Here is a 22,376-nt window from a genome sequence, read left to right as displayed (position 1 = left end):
TGGTACCGGCGTTCCGTAACCGAGTCCTTTTCGTGGGGCCCCGAGAACGGCTCCGCTATGTCCCCAGTCGCGATCGACGACGTCGAGGCCGCCGCCGAGCGGCTCGCCGGCACCGACATCGTCCAGCGGACGCCCGTTGAGCGGAGTCGCTCGCTGAGCGATCGGTGCGGCGCCGACGTGCGTCTCAAGATGGAACACCTCCAGCGCACCGGCTCGTTCAAGACGCGCGGCGCGTACAACGCGATCTCGCTGGCGATAGACGGGTCCGGAGAGCGCGCCGCGGAGGTCCCGATCGAGCGCGTCGTGGCCGCGAGCGCGGGCAACCACGCACAGGGGGTCGCGCTCGCGGCGGCCGACGCCGGGATCGAAGCGACGATCGTGATGCCGGAGGCAGCGCCCGCGGCGAAGATCGAGGCGACCCGCGCCTACGGCGCCGAGGTCGTCCTCCGGGGCAGCGCGTTCCCCGAGGCGATGGCGCACGCTCGGACGCTGACCGACGACCCCGGGACGCGGTTCGTCCACGCGTTCGACGACCCCGACGTGGTCGCGGGACAGGGGACGCTCGGCCTGGAAGTGCTCGACCAGGTGCCCGACGTCGACACCGTCCTCGTCCCCGTAGGGGGCGGCGGGCTCGCGGGCGGGGTCGCAACCGCGGTCAAGGCCCGGTCGCCCGAGACGCGGGTCGTCGGCGTTCAGACCGAGGGCGCGTCGACGCTCTCGGAGAGCCTCGCGGCCGGCGAACTCGTGACGCGCGACGAACCCGACACGATCGCGGACGGGATCGCGACCGGCGGGCTGAGCGACCTCACCTTCGAACTCCTCGACGAACACCTCGACGAGGCGGTCGTCGTGAGCGACGACGACGTGGCGAACGCGATCCTCCTGCTCTTGGAGCGCGCGAAGCAGATGGTCGAGGGCGCGGGCGCGACCGCCGCGGCCGCCCTGTTGAACGACGAGGCGGTCGACGATCTCGACCTCGGCGGCGAGACCGTCGTCCCGCTTCTCTGCGGCGGCAACATCGACGTGACGACGCTGAAGGAGGTGGTGACGCACGCCCTCGTCGACCGCCACCAGCTGATCGAGCTCTCCGTCCGGATCGACGACACGCCCGGGACGATGGGGGAGATCAGCACCCTGATCGGCGCGGAGCGCGCGAACATCCGGACCGTGCGCCACGAGCGCAGCCGACCTGACCTGCCGGTCGGCGACGCCGACCTCGTCTTCGAGGTGGAGACGAACGGCCCTGCCCACGTCGACCGCGTCCTCAAGGCGGTACGCGAGGCGGGGTACGAGGTGGAGTGGACGACGCGGGAGGCGTGAGGGAGAATGTCGTCGATGTATAAATTGAACTACGGTGGCGCGCGCCTCCGAGCGGCCGCCTGCGGCGGCCGTGAGGAGCGCGTGCGAGGGAGTCGGCCGACCGCAGGGAGGCCGACGAGGCTGGGGAGGCGTGAGGTGCGGTTGCGGTGTGGGGCGGGATTCAAAGGGGCAGTCGCGAGGCCGCCGTAGGCGACGCAAGCACCGGAACGAGGGAGCGGAGCGACCGAGTGAGGAGCACAGCGAGCGTACTTCGGCCTCGCGACTGGGGCTTTGGAGGTGTTCACCGCCAAGTCACCGAAGGCGTCCACGATCGACCCGCCGACCGCGTCGGGCGGGTGGTCGTCGTCTCGCGCGATCCGACGATTTGAAACGCTCACCTCGGCAACCGTCTCGTAATGAGTCTCGTCGTTACCGACACCCTGGAAGACGAGCGCGTCGAGTTCACGGCCGACGGCGACGTCACGCTGTACGTCTGCGGCCTGACGGTGTCGGACGACCCGCACCTCGGGCACGCCCGCCTGTGGTTCCACGCGGACGTGCTCCACCGGTGGCTCGAACACCTCGGCTACGACGTACGCCACGTCGAGAACGTCACCGACGTCAACGAGAAGATCACGGCCCGCGTCGGCGAGCGCGACGACTGGACCGAGGAACGCGACGTGGCCGAGGCGTTCACCGCCACGACGTTCGACGCGATGCGCGGACTCAACCTCAGGCGGGCGGAGGTGTACCCCCGCGTCACCGAGCACGTGCCGGAGATCGTCGACCTCGTCGAGACCCTGATCGAGGAGGGGTACGCCTACGAGTCGAACGGCTCCGTCTACTTCGACGTGACCCGCTTCGACGAGTACGGGAAGCTCTCGAACCAGGAGTTAGACGCGCTCGAAGCGCAGGGCGAGCCGGACGAGCGCTCGGAGAAGCGGAATTCGGCCGACTTCGCGCTGTGGAAGGCCGACGGCGTGAGCGAGACCGCGGCGCGCGAACACGCGAAACACGACCACGGCGCGGAGACGCCCGAGGGCGAGACGTGGGCGTCGCCGTGGAGCGAGGGGCGACCCGGGTGGCACGTGGAGTGCTCGGCGATGTCGACGACGCACCTCGGGGACACCCTCGACATCCACATGGGCGGGCGCGACCTCGTCTTCCCGCACCACGAGAACGAGATCGCGCAGTCCGAGGCGGCGACCGGCGAGGCGTTCGCGCGCCACTGGCTCCACGTTGGCCTGCTGGAGATGGACGGCGAGAAGATGTCCTCGTCGATCGGCAACTTCTGGACCGTTCCGGACGCCCTCGACGAACTCGGCGTCAACGTCGTCCGCGCGTTCTACGCCGGCGCCGCCTACCGCTCCGAGCAGGCGCTCACCGAGGAGACGATCGCGGAGGCCGAGGAGCGCTGGGAGCGGCTCTCCCGCACGTACGACCGCGCCGTCGAGGCGCTCGACTCGACCGAGGCCCGAGCGAAAGCCGAGGACGCCGACCTCCGCGAGGCAGTTGCGACCGCCCGCGACGACTTCGCGGCCGCGATGAACGACGACCTCAATCTCCGAGAGGCGACCGCGGCGCTCCTCGATCTCACCGACGCGGTGAACCGACACGTGGACGCGGTCGACGAGGGGAACGATGACGGGAACGGGACCCGTGACGCAGACGCCGCCTACGACTACCGGGGCCTCCGCGAGGCGGTCGAAGCGTTCGAAGAGCTCGGCGGCGACGTGTTGGGCCTCCAGTTCGAGTCGCCGAGCGACGGCGACGTCGACCTCGCCGGCGAGCTGGTCGAACTCGTGTTGAACGTCCGTGAGGCCGAGCGCGAGGCGGGCAACTACGAGCGCGCGGACGAGCTCCGCGACGCGCTCGGCGAAGTCGGCGTCGAGATCGAGGACGGCCCGGACGGCGCGACGTACCGGTTCGAGTAATACGGAACCGCGCGTTTCACCGGGGGGATAGTCAATGTGGCGATAGCGGTGGGTGGCTCGGTCGCTCGTATATAAACAGCTGCCGACGGAACCGCGGATAACATCTCCAAAGCCCCAGTCGTGAGGGCTCGCGCGGCTCGCTGTGTTCCTCGGTCGGTCGCTACCGCCCCTTCGCTGCGGTGTCGCCGGTGGCTTCGCCGCCGGCTTCCCGCGGCGCGTAGCGCCCCGCTACTTGCGTCTCCGTGCTTCGCACTCAGGGCTGCCCCTTTGAGTCCCGCACCGCACAGCACCGCACCTCGCGCCTCCCCAGCCTCGTCGCTGGCGCCCTCCGCTTCGCTCCGGGAGCCAGCGACTCCAACGAGGGACCGAAGGTCCCTCTGGCAGCCGGCGCGTGGCGCCGGCGACCTCGCACGCGCTCCTCACGGCCGCCGTAGGCGGCCGCTCGGAGGCGCGCGCCACCGTACCGCCGCGTTCATCGATAAATAGTCGCCACCGTTAGGTCTGGTCGTTTAAATAACGGAGCAACGGGTCGCAGTCTTCCGAAGTTCAGGTCTCAGTCGAGCACGTGCTCGGTGTCGTACGATCCGAGCACCTTCACCCACCCCTTGTCCGCGATGGTCTCGACATCGTCGACCGCCTTCGCCATGTGGTCCTCGTAGAGCCCGGCGTCCACGTCGAAGTGGAACAGGTAGTCGCCGAGGCGCTCGCCGCTCGGGCGCGACTCGATCCGCGAGAGGTTGAGGTTGCGGTCGGCGAACGCCTCCAGCAGCTCCAGCAGGAGGCCGGGGTAGTTCGCGTTCGGGTAGACGATCAGCGTGGTCTTCCCGCCGGCGTCGGCCCTCGCGGACTCGGGCGCGACGACGAGGAACCGCGTCGCGTTCGACGTCCGGTCCTGGATGTCTTCCGCGAGGATAGAGAGGTCGTTGCCGGCGTTGTCCGGGTGCCCGATCCCGGCGACGCGGGCGTCCTCGCGGGCACGCTCGACGCCGCGGGCCGTGGAAGCGACCGCTTCGAGGCCGGCGTCCGGGTAGTTCGACTCCAGCCAGTTGCGACACTGCGCGAGCGCCTGCGAGTGGCTCGCGACGACCTCGAACGAGTCGTCCTGCGAGAGGAGGGCGTGGCGGATCGGCGTGACGACCTCGCGGGTGACGGACACGTCGTAGTCGGCGAGCGCGTCGAGGCTCTCCGTGACCGACCCCTCGATGCTGTTCTCGATGGGGACGACGCCGCGCTCGAACTCGCCGTCCGCGACGGCGTCGACGATGGCGGTGACCGATTCGCGGAACGACACCTCGGCGGCGACGGCGCGCGCGGCGCGGTGCGAGTACGTGCCGGCGGGACCCAACGTGACGGCGTTCATTGCCCCACCGTTTCAGGGGAGCCGAGAAAAGCCTGCGGGGCGCGGCGATGTTTCCGGTGCGTCCGATCGGGGTCGGGCTACGGAGCCGGTCACTCCTCGGCCGATTCGGTCGGCACGCGGCCGAGGTTCCCCTCGTCGTCGAACAGCTTGGCGCGGAGGAAGCGCGCCCGGTACCGGTTCGCCCCCTCCTTCGTGTCCGCCTCGCGGATCTCGTCGGTCCGGCCGTCCGCGACCGCGTCGATGATGTCCTCGACCTGCTCCTTCTCGCTCGGGGTCAGGTCGAACTCGTACGTCCGCGGCTGCTCGCTCTCCAGTCGCGTCCACTTCCGCGCGGCCGACACCACGACTGAACACGGCTCGCGGCAGGGGAACGCGCCGTCGCCGCCGTCGACGTCGAGGTCCGTCTCGTCGTCGTACTGCCACTCGCGGCGCTTGAGACACTGCGAGTCGTCGCAACAGGCCTCCGCCACCCAGTTGACGTGCTCGTACCCCTCGCCGCGGTCCCACGTCTTCACGACGCCGTAGATGCCCGACTGGCGCTCCATCGTCTCGCGCCAGTGAGTCACGTCGAGCTCCCCCTCGCGCTCGCGGTGCCAGTTGGCGACGGTCGCGGGGTAGATCGTCTCGACCGCCTCGTAGAGGTCGCGCGGGCCGAGGTCGGGGAACACCCAGCCGCCAGCGAGCGACGGGGCCGTCTTGAGCGGGCGGTACCGCCCCTGTTCGTCGAACGTCACCAGATCGCGGGCGTTGAGCGGGTCGTCGTACGCGTCCAGATCGTCGACCGGGACGCCGGCGTCGTCGGCGTGGCGCACGTCGTAGCGGCGCTCCCCGCGGTCGGTGACCGTCGCCGTGATCTTCAGTTCGCCCCACGCGCGTTCGATGCCCTCGGCGAGCGCGGCGTACCGGGTCGCGACGGTATCGCCGTCCGCGTCCTCGATCCAGCGGAGGAACGCGCGACGCGGCCCGAACTCGCCGACGACGCGCTCGAAGGTGTACCAGTCGGTGACGGCCGCGGCGCGCTCGGAGAGCGCCTCGTGGAGCTCGCGCTCGCTCAGCCCGACCGGGCGGTCGCCGTCGGCGAGGACGTACTCGCCGGGGGCGTCCTCGACGGGAGCGTCCTCGTCGTCTTCGTCGGCGCCGCGCGCCACGCTGAACCCCTCGAACCGGACGGGCTCTCCCGGCTCGCGGTCGGCGAGCGCGTCGAGGACCGCGTCGAACGCCTCGCTCGGGAGGTCGATCTCTGGCGCGTCGGGCTCGCCACCGGCGTCTTCGGATCCGTCGTCGGCCGCGTCAGCCTCCGCGGAGGTCGGGTCGCTCACGCTCAGTCCCCCGTGGCGACGCGGGTAGTCTCTCGCACGTCGTCGAGCGCCGTCCCAAGGTCGGCGCCGGCGTCGTCGGCGCGCTCTAAGACCACGTCGGCCATGAGTGGCTCCGTTCCCACCGCGCCCGCGTACCAGATCCGCGTGCCGTCGACCGTCTCGGGCACGTCGTATCCTTCGGTGTGGTCCTCACAGAGGCCCACGTCCTCCGGGATGTCCTCCTGCGTGTGGTAGCCGTCGGCGATGAAGAGGGGAACTAAGACGACGTCGTCGCTCTCGAAGTGCTCGGGGAGGTCGTCGACTTCCGGGTCCTCGTCCATGTACAGCGGCTTCACCTCGTCGAATCGGTCGCGCTCGGCGATCCGGTCGGCGTGGTACTCGATCGCCTTCGCCGAGTTCTCGTTGCGCTCGGTGCCGTGGCCGACGACCGCGAGGCCGAACCCGTCGCCCACGTCGGCGTCGTTCGTCACGGACTCCGCGCGGCGGACGATCACGTCGGTCATCGCGCGGTGGGTCCCCACCGGCCCGCAGTAGTGGACCTCCTTGTCGATGTCCTCGGCGACGAGCGTCGCCTGGTCCGCCGAGAGGCCGTCGGAGTCCCACTCCGAGACGTCCCAGCCGGCGAGGCGGAGTTCGCGGGGGATCACCTGCTCGGTGAAGTAGCCCTCCGAAATGAACAGCGGGACGACGTACACCTCGTCGCCCTCGACGGTGCGGAGCACCTCTCGGAAGTGCGGCTCCTCCTTCCAGAAGCCGGTGCGGACCTCGTCGAAGGCACCGGTGGCGCGGATCGTGTCGGCGTGGTCGTACGTCGGCGCGCTCGACTCGGGGTTGAGGTGCGAGCCGTGCGCGACGATGACGAGCGACTGCATACCCGTACTGGGGCCGCGCCGCTCTTAGGGACTTCGGAGGCTGCGGGAGTGCGAAAACGGTGCGACGCCGGGGTTCGGGGTCGACCCGCAAAGCGGCGTTGACCGCGCGACAGGCCGGAGCTGTCGTTGAACGCGCGTCAAGGCGGAGCCGGCCATCGACCGCGCGTCAAGGCGGAGCCGGCCATCGACCGCGCGTCAAGGCGGAGCCGGCCATCGACCGCGCGTCAGGTCGAGTCGGTCGTCGGCACCGCGTCGAGCGCGGCCTCGACGATCCGGACCGCGTCCGGACCGTCGCGCCGCCCGACGACGCAGACGAGCGTATTCTCCGCGACGCCGGCGGCCGGGACCTCGATGTCCCGAACGGCCAACCGGCGGAGCGACGCCCCTAGCGCCGCGGCGTCGACATCGCCGGTCGCGACGATCGCCGTGCGGTCGCCCTCCGGAGCGACGGCCGCGTCGCCGACGCGGAGGAGCGGCTCGCCGGCGTCGCCCTCGGCCGCGCCGTCGGCCGCCGAGAGCCCGACCCCGCTGCGCATCGAGACGGTCGTCCCTCGCGATTCCGTCGCGTACGCGGGCAGGTCCTCGCGGAAGCGCCGGAGAGCGGCCGCGACCGCGTCCGGCTCGCCGTCGAGGGCGGCGGCCTCGGCGAGCCACGCGGCCGCGGCGCTGTAGTTCAGGAGGCCGGCGCGGAGCGCGTCGAAGACGAACGGCCGCGAGCGGACGGCCTCGCGGGTGTCGGCTGCCAGCGACATGGACCGACTTGCGCGCGCGTCGATCAAGCCGGTTTCGATCGCCGCGTCGTCAGGGCCGGTCCGGCGTCGTCCGCGGGGGCCGGCGGTCCCGCGCGGTCAGTCGTCGTCCTCGGCGAGGCTCGCCGACGCGGGCGGCACCGGGTCGGACTCCGGCCGGGGATCGTCCGCGGCGACCGGCTCGTCGGACCGCGACAGCCAGCGCAGGAACCCGCCCATGGCGACGAGACAGACGAGCGCGAACGGGGCGCCCGTGACGATCACCGACGACCGGAGCGCGGTCGCGCCGCCGACGACCACGAGCACGGAGGCGATCGCACCCTGGAGGATCCCCCAGAAGACCCGGTTCGCGCCCGACGGCTTCCGGCTGCCGCCGGTCGTGAGCATGCCGACCGCGAGCGTCGAGGAGTCGGCGGAGGTGAGGAAGAACGTCGTCACCAGCACTAAGAACAGCAGCTGCCACAGCTCGCCGCCGGGGAACGCCCCGAAGATGACGTAGCCGGAGACGCCGTCGCCGAACTCGCCGACCGCGCCGAGCACGTCGGCCGCGCCGGACTGCTGGATCCGGATCGACGTCCCCCCGACGACGGTGAACCACAGCGCCGAGACCGCGGTCATCGTCCCGAAGGCGGTGCCGACCACCGACCGGATCGTCCGGCCGCGGGAGATCCGCGCGAGGAACAGCCCGACGAACGGCGCCCACGCGATCCACCACGACCAGTAGAAGACGGTCCACGCCGCCGTCCAGCTCGCGCCGCCCTCCACGCCGCTCCCCGTGAACAGGCTCATCTCGAAGAAGGAGGTCGCGTACGTGCCGAGCGCCGCCACGCCGATGTTCAACACGTCGACCGTCGGCCCGGCGAGGAGCGCCACGCCGAGGAGCAGGGCCATGACCGCGATGTTGAACACGGACAGCCGTCGGATGCCGCGGCTCACGCCCGCGACGAGCGAGAGCGTGAAGAGGACGGTGATGCCGACGATGACGGCGACCGTCTCGGCGTCGCCGAACGCGACTCCGGTCCGGAACGTGACGCCGGTGAGCACCTGGGTGGCGATGAAGCCGAGCCCGGTCGCGATCCCGCCGATGGTGGCGACGACAGCGAGGGTGTCGACCGTCCGGGCGACGAGGCCGTCGAGCCGGTCGGGGCCGAGGACGGGATACAGCGCGGTGGAGACGCGGAACGGAGCGTCGTGCCGGTAGGCGAAGTACGCGACCGGAATGCCGATCGCGAGGTACCCGCCCCAGGCGCTGACGCCGTAGTGGAAGACCGTGTACGCGACCGCGGGCACCGCCGCCGCGCTCGACTCCGCGGCCACCTCGCCCGCGAACAGCGGCGGGACGGTCTGGTAGTGTAACAGCGCCTCCACGGGACCGAAGAAGACGATGCCGGCCGACAGCCCGGCCGAGAAGAACATCGCCACGTACGACGCCGTCCCGTACTCGGGGTCGCCCTCGCCGAGGCGGACGCGTCCGTAGCGACTGACGAGGAGGTAGCCGGCGGCCCCGACCAGCGCGAGCACCGTGCCGAGGTAGAGCCACGCGAGCCCCTGGCCGAACGTGACGAACGCCGCGTCGATCGCGGCGGCGGCGCCTTCCGTGTCGGCCGCCGTGTACGCGAGGAACGCGAACGTTGCCAGCGCGCCGGCGGCGAAGGGCACGGGATCGACCTCGGATCTGAACGAGCGTATCGACTCGACGACGGAGCGTCCATTCATAAACGAGTGGGTATCGATCAGCAGGGCCTCAACCGGATTAAACCTGTTTCCGAGCGCTTTTACGTCCGTTTTCGTCCGCGCACCGTGGTCGGAAATCGACGGCGGACCGTCACCGTCGTCGGCCGCGCCGATCCGGCGGCGCGCGGGCGGCAGAGATTCGTGTTGCCAGCCCGTATCCGCGGCCGTGAACCACGTCCCGAACGAGGCGCTGGCCGCGATCGACGCGTTCGGCGAGGGGCACCTCCGCGGCGACCCGCCGCCGGTCCGCGAGCGGCTGCGCTCGGACCTCCGGGTCCGGATCGAGGTCAACGACGACGGGCGAACGGCGCGGTGTCGGTTCGAGACGGAGTACACCCGGACGCCGCCGACGCTCCGCGACCGGGATTCGTTCCTCGTCACGTATGTGGACGGCGTCGACGAGCGCCTCCGCGAGTGGGGGATCGAGCCCCCGCCCGCGTACGAGTACCGCGAGACTGTCGACGGCACGCACCGGTACGAGGGGACGCTGACGCTGCCGTGACGCGGAGCTCTCGGAACGCGACGGCGCGGCCTGATTATGCCGTCGTTAGCCGGACGGAACGGTGTGCTGCTCACGACCGCCTTCGTCTTCCACGTGGTCTCCGGCGCGCTGTGGACCGGCGCGACGCTGTACGTCGTCTACGCGACCCTGCCGCGGGCGACCGACGGGACGCTCGGCCGCGAGGCGTTCGTCGACGCCGCGTTGCTCGCCGGCGGGGTTCCGGGGTGACGCGGCGGCGAGAGCGAGATATATAAACGGCGTCGGATAGCCGAATTCGTCCCACCAGAGACCAATGCTAACTCTCCGCACGATCCGGAAAGAAACGGTCCGGTGTCGTGCGGTTTTCGACGGCGGCTCCCGACGGCGTCCGTCCGTGTCCGTCCGGCCGTCAACGAGACATTTATATAGAATCACAATCAATCAAACGCTGTATGAGTCAGCGAATGCAGCAGGGTCAGCCGATGATCATCATGGGCGATGACGCCCAGCGCGTCCAGGACAAGGACGCACAGGAGTACAACATCTCCGCGGCGCGCGGCGTCGCCGAGTCCGTCCGGTCGACGCTCGGACCGAAGGGGATGGACAAGATGCTCGTCAACTCGATGGGCGACGTCACCATCACCAACGACGGCGTCACCATCCTCCAGGAGATGGACATCGACAACCCGACCGCCGAGATGGTCGTCGAGGTCGCCGAGACCCAGGAGGACGAGGCCGGCGACGGGACGACCAGCGCGGTCGCCATCGCGGGCGAGCTGCTGAAGAACGCCGAGGACCTGCTTGAACAGGACATCCACCCGACAGCGGTGATCAAGGGGTTCAACCTCGCGAGCGAGTACGCCCGCGAGCAGGTCGACGAGGTCGCGACCGCGGTCGACCCCGACGACACTGAGACGCTCCAGAACGTCGCCGAGACGTCCATGACCGGCAAGGGCGCCGAGCTCGACAAGGACGTGCTCGCCGACCTCGTCGTCCGCGCCGTACAGGGCGTCACGGTCGAGGCCGACGACGGCTCCCACGTGGTCGACCTGGCGAACCTGAACATCGAGACGCGCACCGGTCGCGCGGCGGGCGAGTCCCGCCTGCTCACCGGTGCGGCGATCGACAAGGACCCGGTCCACGACGACATGCCGACCGACTTCGAGTCGGCGAACGTCCTGCTCCTCAACGACCCGATCGAGGTCGAGGAGGCCGACGTGGACACCTCCGTCAACGTCGACTCGCCGGACCAGCTCCAGAAGTTCCTCGATCAGGAGGAGGAGCAGCTCCGCGAGAAGGTCGACCAGATCGTCGACTCCGGCGCCGACGTCGTCTTCTGTCAGAAGGGCATCGACGACCTCGCGCAGCACTACCTCGCCAAGGAGGGCGTGCTGGCGGTCCGCCGCACGAAGAAGTCCGACCTGACGTTCCTGAAGAACGTCCTCGGCGCGCCGATCGTCACCGACCTCGACTCCCTCACCGCGGACGACCTCGCGGTCGGCTCGGTCGAGCGCGACGGCGACGAGGAGCTGTTCTACGTCGAGGGCGAGGACGCCCACGGCGTCACGCTCCTCCTGTACGGCACGACCGACCACGTTGTCGACGAGCTCGAACGCGGCATCCAGGACGCGCTCGACGTGGTCTCGACGACCGTCTCCGACGGGCGCACGCTGCCCGGCGGCGGCGCGGTCGAGGTCGAGATCGCGCGCCGCCTGCGCGACTACGCCGACTCCGTCGAGGGGCGCGAGCAACTCGCGGTCGAGGCGTTCGCCGACTCCCTCGAACTGATCCCGCGCGTGCTCGCCGAGAACGCGGGCCTCGACGCGATCGACCTGCTGGTCGACCTCCGCGCGGCCCACGAGGCGGGCGACCAGCACGCCGGGCTCGACGTGTTCGCCGGCGAGGTCGTCGACACGGCCGAGGCGGGCGTCGTCGAGACGGCCCACGCGAAGGAGCAGGCGATCGCCTCCGCGGCCGAGGCGGCGAACCTGGTCCTGAAAATCGACGACATCATTTCGGCGGGCGACCTCTCGACGGCGGGCGGCGACGACGAGGGCGGCGCCCCCGGCGGCGGCATGGGCGGCATGGGCGGCATGGGCGGCGCGATGTGAAGTCGGCCGAGAACTGACTTCCACCGTTCCCACCGTTTCGTCCGACGAACGCTCCGTTTTCCCCCGTTTCAACCGAGACCAGCCGAACGGCCGCCGAAGTCGGCTGGCGAGGGGCCGATCCCCGCCCGCTCGCCTTTTGCCCGCCCGTGCGCGCCGCGCACATCGGCGGCCGCACCTCTTTACGGATCCGCGCCCTACGGGGGGGCGATGGCAGATCTCACGCTCTACGAGCTCGAAGGCTGTCCGTACTGCGCGAAGGTGAAGACGAAGCTGTCCGACCTCGGCTTGGAGTACGACTCGATCATGGTCCCGCGCTCGCACAGCGACCGCACCGAGGTCGAGGAGGTCTCCGGACAGACCGGCGTGCCCGTCCTCGTCGACGAGGAGCACGGGATCGAGGGGATGCCCGAGAGCGACGACATCGTCGAGTACCTCGAAGAGACGTACGGCGGCGCGAGCTAACGCTCGGACGCGGGGACGCGAGCCACCGTCGAACGAGAGCCTATTTATTCGCCCGCGGCGAGGTGACCCGCGTGCGACTCGTACACCGTCCCGACGCGTCGGGCGACCGGACCGAGACCGTCCTCGCGAGCGACGTCGACGTCGCCCGCTCGACGCTCGAACAGGCCCGCGGGCTGATGTTCCGGCGGTCGGTCCCCGACGACTACGCCCTCGTCTTCCCCTTCGACGAGCCCGAGACGCAGTGGCTCCATATGCTGTTCGTGCCATTCGCGATCGACGCGGTGTGGCTCGTCGACGGCGAGGTGACGGCGGAGAAGCGGCTCGCGCCGTTCGTGGGACTGGGCCGCGGCCGCGCCGACACCGTCGTCGAGCTGCCGGCCGGCGCGGCGGAGTCGGTGACGGTGGGCGACGAGCTCCGGCTCGCGGAGTGAGGCGCGCGCCGTCTCGCGGAGTCGTGAGCGCCGGAGCGACCTCGGCGTCGACGGGGCGACCGCGTCACCCCCGTCCGGCTCAGTCGTCCGGGCTGAACAGTTCGGTGTCGTCGATCGGCGGCGCATCGGCGACGCGCAGGGACAGCTCGATCCGGCTTCCGCCGGCCTTGCTCTCGGCGATGTCGAGGCTCCCGCCGCCGGCGGTGGCGATCCAGTTCACGTACCAGAGCCCGAGCCCGCTCGCGTGTTCGAGCGGCGTCTCTTCGCCGGTGAGGACGGCGCGCTCGGCCGGGGGGATCCCCGGCCCGTCGTCCGCGACGACGAGGGAGGCCCACGACTCGCTCGGGAGCTCCGCGGCCGAGACCCGAACCCGCGGCTCGTCGGCGTCGTTGTGGCGGATCGCGTTGTCGACGAGCTCGGTGATCGCCTCCGGGAGGAACGCGACCGCCGAGACGACGATGTCGTCCGGGATGTCGACATCGACGGTGGCCCCGTCGAGGACCGCCGGGTCGACCGATTCGAGGGCGGCGTCGACCGCGGGCGCGAGCGCGATCGGTCGCGCCGACGGGCGCTGGGAGAGCAGCCGCTCGACCTTGCGAGAGGTCTCGCCGAGGCGCAACAGCCGCTCGGCGGTGGCGACGACCCGTTCGAGCTGCTCGGTGAGCTCGGGGTCGTCGACGGCCTCGATGGCCTGTCCGGTGAACCCCGTGACCACGTTGAGATCGTTCCGGAAGTTGTGCCGCAGCACGCGCGTCAACACGGCGAGCCGCTCCTCCCTGAGGGACGCCTCGGTGACGTCCTCGCCGACGCCGACGGCCCCCACGACGCGGTCGCCGTCGGTCACCGGACCGACGGAGAGCCGATAGGGGACGCGTTCGCCGGAGCGGGTGAGGAGGCGCGCCTCGCGGGAGACCGCCTCGCCGTCGCGATACACCCGAGTGAGGGCCTCGCTGATCGCGTCGCGCGTCGCCTCGTCGAACAGCGACGTGAGCGCCCGTCCGGAGAGCGCGTCGGGTGCGTACCCCGTGTCGGCCGCGAGCTCGTCGTTCCACCGCGAGAGCGTTCCCTCCTCGGTACAGCGGAACAGCGCGAGCGGGACGGTGTCGGCGAGCGCGTCGACCAGTCGGCGCTCGGTGTCCCGCTCGGACTCGGCGGCGACGCGGGCGGTGGCGTCGGAGAGTCCGACGACCAGCCACTCGGACCCGGCGATCGTCGCCGTGTGGAGCGCCGCGTCGACCCGGAGCCTCGGATCGCCGAGACGGAGGTCCCACTCGAACCACTTGGCCGCGTCGGTCGCGCCGTCGGAGCCGGGCGTCTGGGAGGCCGCCGCGGCGGCGACGTCAGCGATCGGCTCGCCGGAGACGGTGACATCGGTCTCGCCGAGGTCCGGGAGGCCCATCAGCGTCAGCGTGCCGCGGTCGTGGCCGACGAGGTCGGCCGCCGGCGCGTTCGCGGCGCGGACGGCCAGCGTGTCCGGATCGCAGGCGAGCGTCGGGGTCGGAACCGCCTCGACGAAGGCTCGGAGGATCCCCGACGGAGCGGCGTCGCCGCTCGACGGCGATCGGTCCTCGGCCGACGAGTCCGGGTCGCGGTCACCCATCTGTCGGTAATCGAGACACTCCGCGCATATGTGTTTGTGGATTTATGAATTGCGGCGGAATCGAACCGGGCGCGGCGCGCCGGCGGTCAGTCCGCTCTGGCCTGCCAGTCGCGAACGGTGTCGGGCCCAACACCGTCGACGTCGGCCGCCAGACTGTCGGGATCGGCGGACTTGAGCTCGTCGACGCCGTCGACGCCGGCGTCTTTCAGCTTCGCGGCGGTCTTCTCGCCGATCCCCTCGACGGCTTGGAGCTCCGACCCCTCCTGCCGGGCCGTGAACTCGCGGTAGTTACAGATCGGACAGCCCAACTCCCACGGCTCGTCGCCGGAGTGGACGCGGAGGTGCGGGAGGTCGTGTTCCTCGCAGGTCTCGTCGGTGACCTCGATCTCGCCGCGCCGGGGGAGCGGCAGCGAGTAGTCGCAGTCGGGGTAGCGCGTACAGCCCACGAGCCGCGAGCCGGAGCGGAGCCGCTTGACCGCGAGCTCGCCCCCGTGTTCCGCCCCGCAGTCGGGACACGTCCCGATCACCTCGTCCTCCTGCTCGTCGGCCTCGTCCGCCTTACACTGCGGGCAGCCGTGGACGAACGTCTTCCGGCCGGCGAGCATCTTCACGTGACGGAGGTCGTGTTCGTCGCAGGTCTCGTCCAAGAGGAGCGGCTTTCCGGTCGACGGGAGCGGGAGGGTGTACTCGCAGTCGGGATAGCCGTCGCAGCCGACGAAGTACGACCCCTGCCGCGACTTGCGGACGAGGAGATCGGACCCGCACTCCGGACACGGGCCGAGAGTCTTGTCCGCCTTCAGCGAGGTCTGGAGGTGGTCGCCGACCGCCTCGCGGGAGTCGGTGAGGTCGTCGAACACGCGCGAGAGCAGCTCGCGGGACTCCGCGGTCACCTCGTCGTACTCCTTCTCGCCGGCCGCGATGGCCGCCATGTCCTGTTCGAGCTGGGCGGTCATCTCCTCGCTCACGATCCGGTCGGCGAACTCCTCCGCGGCCTCGACGACCGCCTCGGCGAGCCGCGTCGGGCGGGGCGGGTCGCTCTCGACGTAGTTGCGGTCGTACAGCTTCTCGATCGTGCGGTGCCGGGTCGCCTTCGTGCCGAGCTGCCGCTTCTCCATCTCCTCGATGAGCCGGGACTGCCCGTAGCGGCGCGGGGGTTGGGTCTCCTTCCCCTCGGTGGAACGGTCCGACAGCGATAGCGTCTCGCCGACCTCGACGTCCGGGACGATCCGCTCGTCGCTGGAGCGGTACGGATACACCTCGTGGTAGCCCGCCTCCAGCAGCCGCTTCCCGTTGGCCTTCAGCCGCAGCCCGCCGTCGGCGGCGAGGTCGGCCGGCTTCGCCGCGTCGTCGGTGTCGCGGAGCGCGGCGAGCCCGTCGGCGCCCGCGGCGATCGGCGTCGCCTCGCCGTTCGCGAGCGCGACCACGCGCAACCGCTCCCACGTCGCGGGGTCGGCGCAGGTTGCCAGGAACCGGCGGACGATCAGCTCGTACACCTCCCACTCGTCGTCCGAGAGGTCGGCGGCGGCGGGCAGCTCACCCGTGGGGTGGATCGGCGGGTGGTCCGTCGTCTCCTCGTCGCCCTCGGTCGGTTCGATCTCGCGGTCCTCGTCGAGCAGACTCGCGGCGTCCTCGCCGAATGTCGGCGAGTCGCCGAGGTCCGCGATCAGCTCCTCGGGCTCCAAGTCCTCCGGGTACACCGTGTTGTCGGTCCGCGGGTAGGTGACGTAGCCGGCCGTGTAGAGGTCCTCCGCGAGCGACATGGCGCGCTGCGCGGAGTAGCCGAGCGACCCCGCGGCGCGGATGAACGCGGTGGTGTTGAACGGCGTCGGCGGGTCGTCGGTCTGTGTCCGCCGGGTGACGTCGTCGACGGTCGCCCCGTCGGCCGCGTCGAGCGCCTCGGTGAGCGTCTCCGCGACCGCCTCGTCCCAGACGCGCTCGCGCTCGTTGCCCTCGTCGTTCAGGTAGAAGTAGCGCGCCTCGAACGGGTCGCCGCTCGACTTCGCCAGCTCGCCCGTCAGCTCCCAGTACGACTCGGGGTCGAACGCCTGGATCTCCCGCTCGCGGTCGACGATCAGCTTGAGGGTCGGCCCCTGGACCCGACCGACGGAGATGAAGTCGTCTCCAAGCTGGCGCGCGGACAGCGAGAGGAACCGGGTGAGCGCCGCGCCCCAGGTGAGGTCGATTGTCTGTCGCGCCTCGCCCGCGGCCGCCAGCTCAAAGTCGAGGTCGTCGGGGTTCGCGAACGCCTCCTGCACCTCGTTCTCCGTGATCGAGGAGAAGCGGACGCGGTCGACGGGCACGTCCTCGTTCACCTCGCGGACGAGCTCGTACGCCTCCTTGCCGATCAGTTCGCCCTCGCGGTCGTAGTCGGTCGCGATGACGACCCGCGAGGCGTTGCGGGCGAGCCGGCGGAGCGCGGCGACGATCCCCTCCTGCGTCGGCGTCTTTGTGACGGGCGCGTCGATGAGTTCGACCGGCTCCACGTCGCGCCAGTCGTTGTACTCGGCGGGGAAGTCCACGCCGACGACGTGGCCGGAGAGCCCGATACACCGCTTGCCGCCCCACTCGTAGACGTTGACGTCGTTCATCCGCTCCGCGGTCGCGGACTCGCCGCTCAGGATGTCGGCGATACGCCGCGCCGCGTTGTCTTTCTCCGTGATGATTAGTTCGGGGCCGCGACTCATTGCGGCGAGATACGCCGCTCCCGGGTCTAAAGCTTTCGCGACGCGAAATCAGCGGCAGGCGAGGGGTCGAACGACCGGTGAGAAGGGATCGGGACGCGACCGGTCACCGGGCCGCGTCGTCGGACTCGGCGAGGAACTCCGCGTCTGTCGCCTCCCCGTACGGTTCCGGCGGTTCGTCGTCCGCGTCGAGTTCGCGCCGTGCGAGGTGGTTCTCGAGTTGGCGGCGCTTGTTCCTCCCTTTCCGCTCGCGACCCGATTTCGTGTCTGGCATCGTCACCCGTGTCAACAATACCCACACATATGAATCTTGTGTCGGTGTGCGGACGTGTCGAGGCGGGCCGAACCGGACGCTTTCGAAGCAGATTCGGCCGACAGCAGCGGTGTGATAATCAAACACCCACTATATCTGCCAGAGGCTCTCACGAGTTAGTTGCGGTGGCGCGTGCCGACGAGCGCCCGGAGGGCGCGATGTCGCACGCGCGAGGGACGCGGTGAGCGACGGGCGACCGAAGGGAGCCCGGAGTGAACCGCGAGGCTGGGGCGGTGTGAGGTGCGGTGCTGTGTGGTCGCGGCCGCCCCTGTGGAGGTAATCGTCGGCGAGCAATAGGTGTCTGCGTAGAGCCGAGCGGCTGGGGCTTTGGAGGTGATCGTCGCGGCCAGACCCGCCCGTCGCTGTCGCTCCTCGCTCGTTATTGCGACAGTGGAGCGCCAAGAGAGGGATTTGAACCTCAGTCGTTCCGCTCGCTGCGCTCGCTTCACTCCCTGGTTCAAATCCCTCCATCAGGCTTTTCGACGAACAGGTCGCTTCGCTCGCCGTGTCGTTCGTCGAAAACGCCAGGAGAGGGATTTGAACCCCCGATCCCGGATGGGAACACGCTTTCCAGGCGTGCGCCTTACCACTCGGCCATCCTGGCTCACTCCGTGCTACTCCGGTGCGACTGTTAAGTCCTTCTTTTCGCTCGCAGTCGGGCCTCGGCGAGGTAGGAGAGACCGGCCGACGCGGCCGCGACCCCGAGCGCGACGAGCGCCAGTCCGCCGATCCCGACCGGCAGCGACCCGGGGCCGACGAGCCGGTACCCCTGCGCGAGCACGAGGAAGGCGAACCCGCCGACGGCGCCCCACAGCGCCGCGGACCGCAGGCGAGCACGCGGCGTGGCCGGGGCGCCGGGCGCGCGGCCGCCGCCGCCGGAACCGGAGGGGTCGTCCCGGTCCGTCTCGGCCCCGCGCCCGCCCTCGCCGTCGGACATCTACTCGACGACGGCGACGGCCTCGATCTCGACGCCGGCCCCCTTGGGGAGCGCGCCCGCTTGGACCGCCGAGCGGGCGGGAGGCGCCTCGTCAAAGTAGTCGGCGTACGTCTCGTTCATCTCGTCGAAGTCGTCGATGTCGGCGAGGAACACCGTCGTCTTGAGCACGTCCTCGGGCCCGGCCCCCGCCTCGTCGAGCACCGCGAGGAGGTTGTCCAGCGCCTGCTCCGTCTGGTCCGCGATCGACGCGTCGGCGAGGAGTTCGCCGTCGGGCGTCAGGGGTATCTGCCCGGCCGTGAACACGAGGTCGCCGTCCGTCGTCGCCTGACTGTACGCGCCCACCGCCGCCGGGGCGTCGTCCGTGTGGATCGTCTCCTTCATGCGGGTGCGCCTTCGACCGGCGGCCTCAAGAGTACTCTGGAGCGGCCCGCCGACGGGCCCGTCGGAGCGCGGCCGGTGGACCCACCGTCAGACACAAGACTCCGGGATGGTAACATGACACGTATGACGGGTGATCAGCTCGTGCCCCTCGCCGCGATATTCGTCGGCGTGGCGGCGCTCAACCTCGCGGTGACGTGGCTGCTCGTCCGCCGGAACCGCGACCCCGCGGAGCTCTTCGGCTCGGTCGCGGCCCGTTCGTCGGAGCCCGACGGCGACGGGGAAGCGGCCGGTTCGGCGGTCGCACGCGACCGCGGCGCGGCCGGGGGTCCGACGGTCGAGTCAGCCGACGCCGGTGACCCGCCGCCGCTCGACGCCGACGGGGAGACGGTCGTCTGCCGGCACTGCGGCGCTGAGAACCGCGCCGGCTACCGGTACTGCCGGTGGTGCGTGCGGTCGGGATTCGTCGACGACGGCGCCGGCGTCACCGCGGGAACAGCGATGACCGACCGGTCGCTATAAGCTGTCGCGACGGGCGCCCCGACCGCGACGACGAGGAACGGGCCACGTAGACGGCGTCGATCCGGAGTGGACCGCTCAGGCCGCGTCGATCCGACAGCCAGCGGCGTAGTCGATCCCGTCAAGCGTGTCGATTCCGTCGTCGCCGCACACCGGGCAGTCCGGGTTACGCGCGTACGGGACCGTCTCGAACGAGAGGTCCATGGCGTCGTAAAACAGCATGCGACCGACGAGCGGGTCGCCGACGTCTATGATCAGTTTCACCGCCTCCGTCGCCTGGAGACACCCGACCGTCCCGGGGAGGACGCCGAGGACGCCGGTGCTGGCGCAGTCCGGTACCGTTCCCGGCTCCGGCGGCTCCGGGAACAGACAGCGGTAGCAGGGGCCGTCGGGCGAGAGCGTCGTCACCTGCCCCTCGAACTTGTAGATGGCACCGTGCGAGACGGGGACGCCCTCGATTCGGGCGGCGTCGTTCACCACGTACCGGGTTGCGAAGTTGTCCGAGCAGTCGACGACGACATCGTAGTCCGAGATCAGTTCGCGGGCGTTACCCGCGTCGAGTCGCAGGTGGTGGCGCTCGACATCCACGTCGGGGTTGAGGTCGGCGACGAAGTCGGCGGCCGAGTCGACCTTCTGGCGTCCCACGTCGCCGTCGCCGTGGATGACCTGTCGCTGGAGGTTCGAGCGCTCGACGGCGTCGTCGTCGGCGATCCCGATCGCGCCGACGCCCGCCGCCGCGAGGTACTGGACGACGGGCGCGCCGAGCCCGCCCGCGCCGACGACGAGGACACAGGCGTCGAGCAGTCGCTTCTGCCCCTCCGGACCGACGCCGTCCAAGATGACGTGTCTGGAGTAGCGGTCGAGTTGGGTCGCGTCGAGCGAGAGGCTCATGACTTCGACCAGTGCTGGCGCGAATATAATCGTGTTCCCGGCGGCGACAAAGACGCGACGCGGCCGACACTCGCTCCGTCGGCGACGGCTCTGGACCCGACGCCGACGCTTACTCCCCCGACGCGGTCACGGCGTCGGTCATCCAACAGTCGTCGACGCTGCCCAGCGAACTGTTCGTGGTCGCGCTCCCGCCGCCGACCCGGACGAGGCGGAACTCGTAGCGCCCGGTCACGGTGCCGTCCTCGCGCGTGACGACTTCGACTGCGGCGGTCCCGTCGGCGGTCTCCGGCACCGAGTACTCCGCGGTATCGTACGTGAGCATCGGGCCGTACCGGGCGGTCTCGAACAGCTCGACGTACTCGCCGACGGGTCCGACGACCTGCCTGTTCTCCGGCGACGCGAACGCCCGGAGGGTCCGGATGCCGTCGTTCGTCGCGTTGTCGTTGTACCGGAGCGCGTTCATCTGGATCTGGACGACCTGAAGCGCGGACCGCTCGCAGGTCGGGGACAACGCCGTGTTCCGCGCGGCCTCACCGGTCGGGTCGCCGTCGGCGGCCGACACGGTGTTCCCGCCGTCCGAGTCCGTGCCGCTCGCGTCGCTGCCGTCGTCCGTCGACCCTCCCGCGTCGGACGGCGAGTCGATCGCCCCGTCGTCGCCGGCGATCCCGCCCGGCCCGCCGATCCCGGCGGCGCCGGCGGCGAACCCGGCCCCGGCCGCCGCGACGAGGAGCGCGACGACCGCGATCGCGGCGACGACGGTCCGGCGGGACGGTCGATCGCTCGCGGCGTCGGCGGTCGAACCGTCGCCCGGCTCACCGCTCTGGGGTGGATCGGGGTCGGAGTCGCTCGGCCGGTCGTCAGCTCGCGACGCGCCGGGCGAGTCGGCGACGTTCCGATCGGTGCGATCGGCGTCGCTGCGGCCTACCGGTCCCGACGCGCCGGCGGCCGTCGCCCCGCCGGCGAGATCGCTCGCGTCGCCATCGCCCGAGGCGTCGTCGCCGCTCGCGCTGTCGACGGTCCGGACATCGTCGGTCGCCTCGTCGTCGGTGGCTAGCGATCCGTCGCCGGAATCGGTCGCAGCGCCGGGCTCGGGAGCGACCGCGTCGTACGATGCGGACCGAACGGGGACGCCGAGAATCCGGTCCGCGATCTCGTCCGCCGCCGCCGGCGGGACGGCGTACAGGAGCCGCCGTCGGAGGTCCGCCGGAGAGACGACCGTCGAGTCGTCGAGCGTCCCCTCGTCAAGCAGTGAGTCGCTCGCGACGACGACGGCGTCGGCCGGGCCGTCGGGGACGCGGCCGTCGGCGGCCGAGGCGACGAGCAGTTCGGTCCGCTGGTCCCCGTTTCGCACGGTCACTCGGGGCGGATCGGCGTCGGCCGCGTCGGCGGTCGCCGCGTACGCGTCGGCGACGAGCGTCGCGAGCGCGTCCGTGTCGAGCGACCTGAGCGCGGTCGCGAACGCGTCGGGCGGAATCGGGGTGGTCCCGGTCACGTGGCGATCGCCATGACTACAGTTGGTATGTGACGCGGTGTCTTTGCTCTTGCGCCGCCGGCGTCCGGGGCGCGACGGCGGAGAGCGTCGGGAGCGTTAGACGACGAGCCCGTCGGGGGACGGGGGCGACGAGCGGCGCGTCCGCTCGGCGACGCGGTCGGTGAAAAACGAGAACTGAACGTCGACGGCGGCGTTACTTGCCCTGCCGGTCGTTCGAGGTGACGCTCGGGCGCGTCTTCTCGGTGCCCTTGCCGCGCTTGCGCTGGCCGCGGCCCTTGGTGCCGGCGGAGGTGAGCCCGCGGTACGCGCGACCCTTGTGGTCGTCCGAGCAGATCCAGTTCAGGTCGTCGTCGTTCTCGATTGCGGGGTGGGCGGGGTCCACGAGGATGACCTCGTGCCACTTCTGCGAGCCGTCCTCACCGACCCAGTAGGAGTTGAGCACGCGGAGGTTGCGGTACTTCCGCGAGGCGCGCTCCTCGGCGATGCGCTGGATCGACTTGCGCCGCGAGACGCGGTTGACGCCCTGGCGCTTCGAGCGGCGGCCGGCCTTGAAGCGCTGCTTGCGCGAACCGCCCTTGCGGACGCTCACGCGGGCGACGATGACGCCCTGCTTGGCCTTGTAGCCCAGCTCGCGGGCCTTGTCCAGCCGGGTGGGGCGCTCGATGCGCTCGATGGCGCCCTGGTCGCGCCACTCCTGTTTGCGCTGCCACTGCAGCTCAGCTAGTTTCCCCTCCTTGGGGGACCGCCACGCCTCCTTGATGTGCGAGTAGAAGCTTCGTGCCATTGTTGTCCGCGGACGGTTGCGATTCAGCC

The 22,376-nt window shown here is 70.7% G+C and carries 20 protein-coding genes, 1 tRNA gene and 1 pseudogene; 8 read left to right on the top strand and 14 right to left on the bottom strand.

Going from position 1 to position 22,376, the window contains the following annotated elements; translation table 11 throughout:
* Window positions 1-57 precede the first annotated feature (57 nt).
* On the top strand, window positions 58-1,320 hold the full coding sequence (gene ilvA, locus Z052_RS06885) for a threonine ammonia-lyase (RefSeq protein WP_049931432.1): 1,263 nt from the start codon (window positions 58-60) through the stop codon (window positions 1,318-1,320).
* Window positions 1,321-1,715: 395 nt separating this feature from the next.
* Window positions 1,716-3,233, top strand: coding sequence for a cysteine--tRNA ligase (gene cysS, locus Z052_RS06880; protein WP_094519980.1), 1,518 nt, complete (start codon window positions 1,716-1,718; stop codon window positions 3,231-3,233).
* A 553-nt stretch (window positions 3,234-3,786) separates the two neighbouring features.
* On the opposite strand, the gene pheA is transcribed toward cysS, so the two are convergent.
* From pheA to Z052_RS06855, 5 genes are all read right to left on the bottom strand, one after another.
* Complete coding sequence (gene pheA / locus Z052_RS06875; protein ID WP_094519981.1) at window positions 3,787-4,593, bottom strand: prephenate dehydratase; 807 nt, start codon at window positions 4,591-4,593, stop codon at window positions 3,787-3,789.
* Window positions 4,594-4,682: 89 nt separating this feature from the next.
* On the bottom strand, window positions 4,683-5,912 hold the full coding sequence (locus tag Z052_RS06870; protein WP_094519982.1) for a DR2241 family protein: 1,230 nt from the start codon (window positions 5,910-5,912) through the stop codon (window positions 4,683-4,685).
* Between the two features lie 2 nt (window positions 5,913-5,914).
* On the bottom strand, window positions 5,915-6,784 hold the full coding sequence (locus Z052_RS06865; RefSeq protein WP_049931428.1) for a CbiX/SirB N-terminal domain-containing protein: 870 nt from the start codon (window positions 6,782-6,784) through the stop codon (window positions 5,915-5,917).
* Window positions 6,785-7,008: 224 nt separating this feature from the next.
* The gene (locus tag Z052_RS06860; protein WP_094519983.1) at window positions 7,009-7,536 is read right to left on the bottom strand and encodes a hypothetical protein; all 528 of its coding nucleotides are present in this window, start codon (window positions 7,534-7,536) and stop codon (window positions 7,009-7,011) included.
* Between the two features lie 96 nt (window positions 7,537-7,632).
* Complete coding sequence (locus tag Z052_RS06855) at window positions 7,633-9,249, bottom strand: BCCT family transporter (RefSeq protein WP_094519984.1); 1,617 nt, start codon at window positions 9,247-9,249, stop codon at window positions 7,633-7,635.
* Between the two features lie 184 nt (window positions 9,250-9,433).
* Here Z052_RS06855 and Z052_RS06850 point away from each other — a divergent pair, with 184 nt between their 5' ends.
* The 5 genes and pseudogenes from Z052_RS06850 (at window position 9,434) to Z052_RS06830 (ending at window position 12,752) form a co-directional block, all read left to right on the top strand.
* Window positions 9,434-9,769, top strand: coding sequence for a hypothetical protein (locus Z052_RS06850; protein ID WP_049931425.1), 336 nt, complete (start codon window positions 9,434-9,436; stop codon window positions 9,767-9,769).
* 63 nt (window positions 9,770-9,832) lie between these two features.
* A pseudogene (locus tag Z052_RS06845) lies at window positions 9,833-9,970 on the top strand (copper resistance protein CopD); the annotation flags it as partial.
* 242 nt (window positions 9,971-10,212) lie between these two features.
* Window positions 10,213-11,859 (top strand): thermosome subunit beta, encoded by a 1,647-nt coding sequence (gene thsB, locus Z052_RS06840; protein WP_049931518.1) that lies wholly within the window; start codon window positions 10,213-10,215, stop codon window positions 11,857-11,859.
* A 207-nt stretch (window positions 11,860-12,066) separates the two neighbouring features.
* Window positions 12,067-12,321, top strand: a complete 255-nt coding sequence (locus Z052_RS06835) for a glutathione S-transferase N-terminal domain-containing protein (protein ID WP_049931424.1) — start codon at window positions 12,067-12,069, stop codon at window positions 12,319-12,321.
* A 62-nt stretch (window positions 12,322-12,383) separates the two neighbouring features.
* Window positions 12,384-12,752, top strand: coding sequence for a DUF192 domain-containing protein (locus tag Z052_RS06830; protein ID WP_086219665.1), 369 nt, complete (start codon window positions 12,384-12,386; stop codon window positions 12,750-12,752).
* A gap of 79 nt (window positions 12,753-12,831) precedes the next feature.
* Here the strand turns inward: Z052_RS06830 and Z052_RS06825 are convergent, their stop codons facing one another.
* From Z052_RS06825 to Z052_RS06805, 6 genes are all read right to left on the bottom strand, one after another.
* A complete protein-coding gene (locus tag Z052_RS06825; protein WP_099288925.1) occupies window positions 12,832-14,352 on the bottom strand; it encodes a PAS domain S-box protein in 1,521 nt (506 codons plus the stop codon).
* 86 nt (window positions 14,353-14,438) lie between these two features.
* On the bottom strand, window positions 14,439-17,036 hold the full coding sequence (locus Z052_RS06820) for a DNA topoisomerase (RefSeq protein ID WP_089308035.1): 2,598 nt from the start codon (window positions 17,034-17,036) through the stop codon (window positions 14,439-14,441).
* A 103-nt stretch (window positions 17,037-17,139) separates the two neighbouring features.
* Entirely contained in the window at window positions 17,140-17,307 is a 168-nt protein-coding gene (locus tag Z052_RS20445; protein WP_167373069.1) for a hypothetical protein, read from the bottom strand.
* A 561-nt stretch (window positions 17,308-17,868) separates the two neighbouring features.
* Window positions 17,869-17,950, bottom strand: a tRNA-Ser gene (locus Z052_RS06815).
* A gap of 27 nt (window positions 17,951-17,977) precedes the next feature.
* Window positions 17,978-18,283, bottom strand: a complete 306-nt coding sequence (locus tag Z052_RS06810; RefSeq protein WP_086216841.1) for a hypothetical protein — start codon at window positions 18,281-18,283, stop codon at window positions 17,978-17,980.
* Window positions 18,284-18,664 carry a Rid family detoxifying hydrolase gene (locus tag Z052_RS06805; RefSeq protein WP_086216840.1) on the bottom strand — a complete coding sequence of 127 codons (381 nt, stop codon included), beginning with the start codon at window positions 18,662-18,664 and terminating at the stop codon, window positions 18,284-18,286.
* 123 nt (window positions 18,665-18,787) lie between these two features.
* On the opposite strand from Z052_RS06805, the gene Z052_RS06800 reads away from it, so the two are divergent.
* The gene (locus Z052_RS06800; protein WP_086219669.1) at window positions 18,788-19,183 is read left to right on the top strand and encodes a zinc ribbon domain-containing protein; all 396 of its coding nucleotides are present in this window, start codon (window positions 18,788-18,790) and stop codon (window positions 19,181-19,183) included.
* 75 nt (window positions 19,184-19,258) lie between these two features.
* On the opposite strand, the gene Z052_RS06795 is transcribed toward Z052_RS06800, so the two are convergent.
* From Z052_RS06795 to Z052_RS06785, 3 genes are all read right to left on the bottom strand, one after another.
* Window positions 19,259-20,071 carry a molybdopterin-synthase adenylyltransferase MoeB gene (locus Z052_RS06795; protein ID WP_094520126.1) on the bottom strand — a complete coding sequence of 271 codons (813 nt, stop codon included), beginning with the start codon at window positions 20,069-20,071 and terminating at the stop codon, window positions 19,259-19,261.
* Window positions 20,072-20,180: 109 nt separating this feature from the next.
* Entirely contained in the window at window positions 20,181-21,563 is a 1,383-nt protein-coding gene (locus Z052_RS06790; RefSeq protein WP_094520125.1) for a hypothetical protein, read from the bottom strand.
* Window positions 21,564-21,756: 193 nt separating this feature from the next.
* On the bottom strand, window positions 21,757-22,347 hold the full coding sequence (locus tag Z052_RS06785) for a 50S ribosomal protein L15e (RefSeq protein ID WP_049931415.1): 591 nt from the start codon (window positions 22,345-22,347) through the stop codon (window positions 21,757-21,759).
* Between the last annotated feature and the right edge of the window lie 29 nt (window positions 22,348-22,376).

This window comes from Halorubrum sp. C191 (assembly GCF_002727095.1).
GTDB lineage: Archaea > Halobacteriota > Halobacteria > Halobacteriales > Haloferacaceae > Halorubrum > Halorubrum ezzemoulense.
Note: the sequence above shows the minus strand (reverse complement) of the source record. Positions and strands in the feature narration are given on the sequence as shown.

What these genes read in the sequence shown, in the direction of transcription:
- ilvA (WP_049931432.1), top strand. Translation starts at nt 58, where the DNA reads ATGTCCCCAGTCGCGATCGACGACGTCGAGGCCGCCGCCGAGCGGCTC.
- cysS (WP_094519980.1), top strand. Translation starts at nt 1,716, where the DNA reads ATGAGTCTCGTCGTTACCGACACCCTGGAAGACGAGCGCGTCGAGTTC.
- pheA (WP_094519981.1), bottom strand. Translation starts at nt 4,593, where the DNA reads ATGAACGCCGTCACGTTGGGTCCCGCCGGCACGTACTCGCACCGCGCC.
- Z052_RS06865 (WP_049931428.1), bottom strand. Translation starts at nt 6,784, where the DNA reads ATGCAGTCGCTCGTCATCGTCGCGCACGGCTCGCACCTCAACCCCGAG.
- Z052_RS06860 (WP_094519983.1), bottom strand. Translation starts at nt 7,536, where the DNA reads ATGTCGCTGGCAGCCGACACCCGCGAGGCCGTCCGCTCGCGGCCGTTC.
- Z052_RS06855 (WP_094519984.1), bottom strand. Translation starts at nt 9,249, where the DNA reads ATGAATGGACGCTCCGTCGTCGAGTCGATACGCTCGTTCAGATCCGAG.
- thsB (WP_049931518.1), top strand. Translation starts at nt 10,213, where the DNA reads ATGCAGCAGGGTCAGCCGATGATCATCATGGGCGATGACGCCCAGCGC.
- Z052_RS06835 (WP_049931424.1), top strand. Translation starts at nt 12,067, where the DNA reads ATGGCAGATCTCACGCTCTACGAGCTCGAAGGCTGTCCGTACTGCGCG.
- Z052_RS06825 (WP_099288925.1), bottom strand. Translation starts at nt 14,352, where the DNA reads ATGGGTGACCGCGACCCGGACTCGTCGGCCGAGGACCGATCGCCGTCG.
- Z052_RS06820 (WP_089308035.1), bottom strand. Translation starts at nt 17,036, where the DNA reads ATGAGTCGCGGCCCCGAACTAATCATCACGGAGAAAGACAACGCGGCG.
- Z052_RS20445 (WP_167373069.1), bottom strand. Translation starts at nt 17,307, where the DNA reads ATGCCAGACACGAAATCGGGTCGCGAGCGGAAAGGGAGGAACAAGCGC.
- Z052_RS06810 (WP_086216841.1), bottom strand. Translation starts at nt 18,283, where the DNA reads ATGTCCGACGGCGAGGGCGGGCGCGGGGCCGAGACGGACCGGGACGAC.
- Z052_RS06805 (WP_086216840.1), bottom strand. Translation starts at nt 18,664, where the DNA reads ATGAAGGAGACGATCCACACGGACGACGCCCCGGCGGCGGTGGGCGCG.
- Z052_RS06800 (WP_086219669.1), top strand. Translation starts at nt 18,788, where the DNA reads ATGACGGGTGATCAGCTCGTGCCCCTCGCCGCGATATTCGTCGGCGTG.
- Z052_RS06795 (WP_094520126.1), bottom strand. Translation starts at nt 20,071, where the DNA reads ATGAGCCTCTCGCTCGACGCGACCCAACTCGACCGCTACTCCAGACAC.
- Z052_RS06785 (WP_049931415.1), bottom strand. Translation starts at nt 22,347, where the DNA reads ATGGCACGAAGCTTCTACTCGCACATCAAGGAGGCGTGGCGGTCCCCC.